At 61.4% G+C, this 596-nt stretch carries 1 protein-coding gene; it reads left to right on the top strand.

Going from position 1 to position 596, the window contains the following annotated elements; all coding sequences use genetic code 11:
* Positions 1–145 precede the first annotated feature (145 nt).
* Positions 146–596, top strand: a 451-nt coding sequence (locus ACR0C6_RS22020) for an ABC transporter transmembrane domain-containing protein (RefSeq protein ID WP_480621311.1), incomplete at its 3' end; no start/stop codon positions are given.

The raw sequence follows: 596 nt of genomic DNA, 5'->3' as shown, positions 1-596 counted from the left end.
ACACATAATTGAAGCCGTGGTCCTCTCGGGCAACGGCTTTCCAATTCGATGGCAAGCCTATACAGGAAGGCACTGTCGATAACAAGAGCCGCATTTGTTTTTGCGGCCGCCGGGTGTTTCGCCCGCGCACCGCCCAGGAGTACACGTGGCCAATCAGACCGAGACACCCCGGACCACACGCCAATCGGTACGACCGCTTACCCGGCTCTTCCCCTATATCAAGCGTTACCCCCGTCTCGTCCTCGGCGCGCTCGCCTTCCTGTTGCTGGCCGCGGTTACCACATTGACGTTGCCGACCGCCGTGCGGCGGATGATTGACCACGGATTTTCCGTCCAGGACGCCGGCTTCATCAACAGTTACTTCTCTATGCTCGCCGGCATCGCCGCCTTGCTGGCGCTGGCCTCGGCCTGCCGCTACTATTTTGTCATCACGCTGGGCGAACGGGTGGTCTCCGACATTCGCCGCGATGTGTTTGACCATGTCACCCGGCTCTCCGCATCCTTCTACGATGCCAACCGCTCCGGTGAGATCGTCTCGCGGCTGACCGCCGACACCACGCTGATCAAATCCACCGTCGGGGCCACCGCATCGCTCG

It is taken from the genome of Ruegeria sp. AL12 (assembly GCF_056540885.1).
Note: the sequence above shows the minus strand (reverse complement) of the source record. Positions and strands in the feature narration are given on the sequence as shown.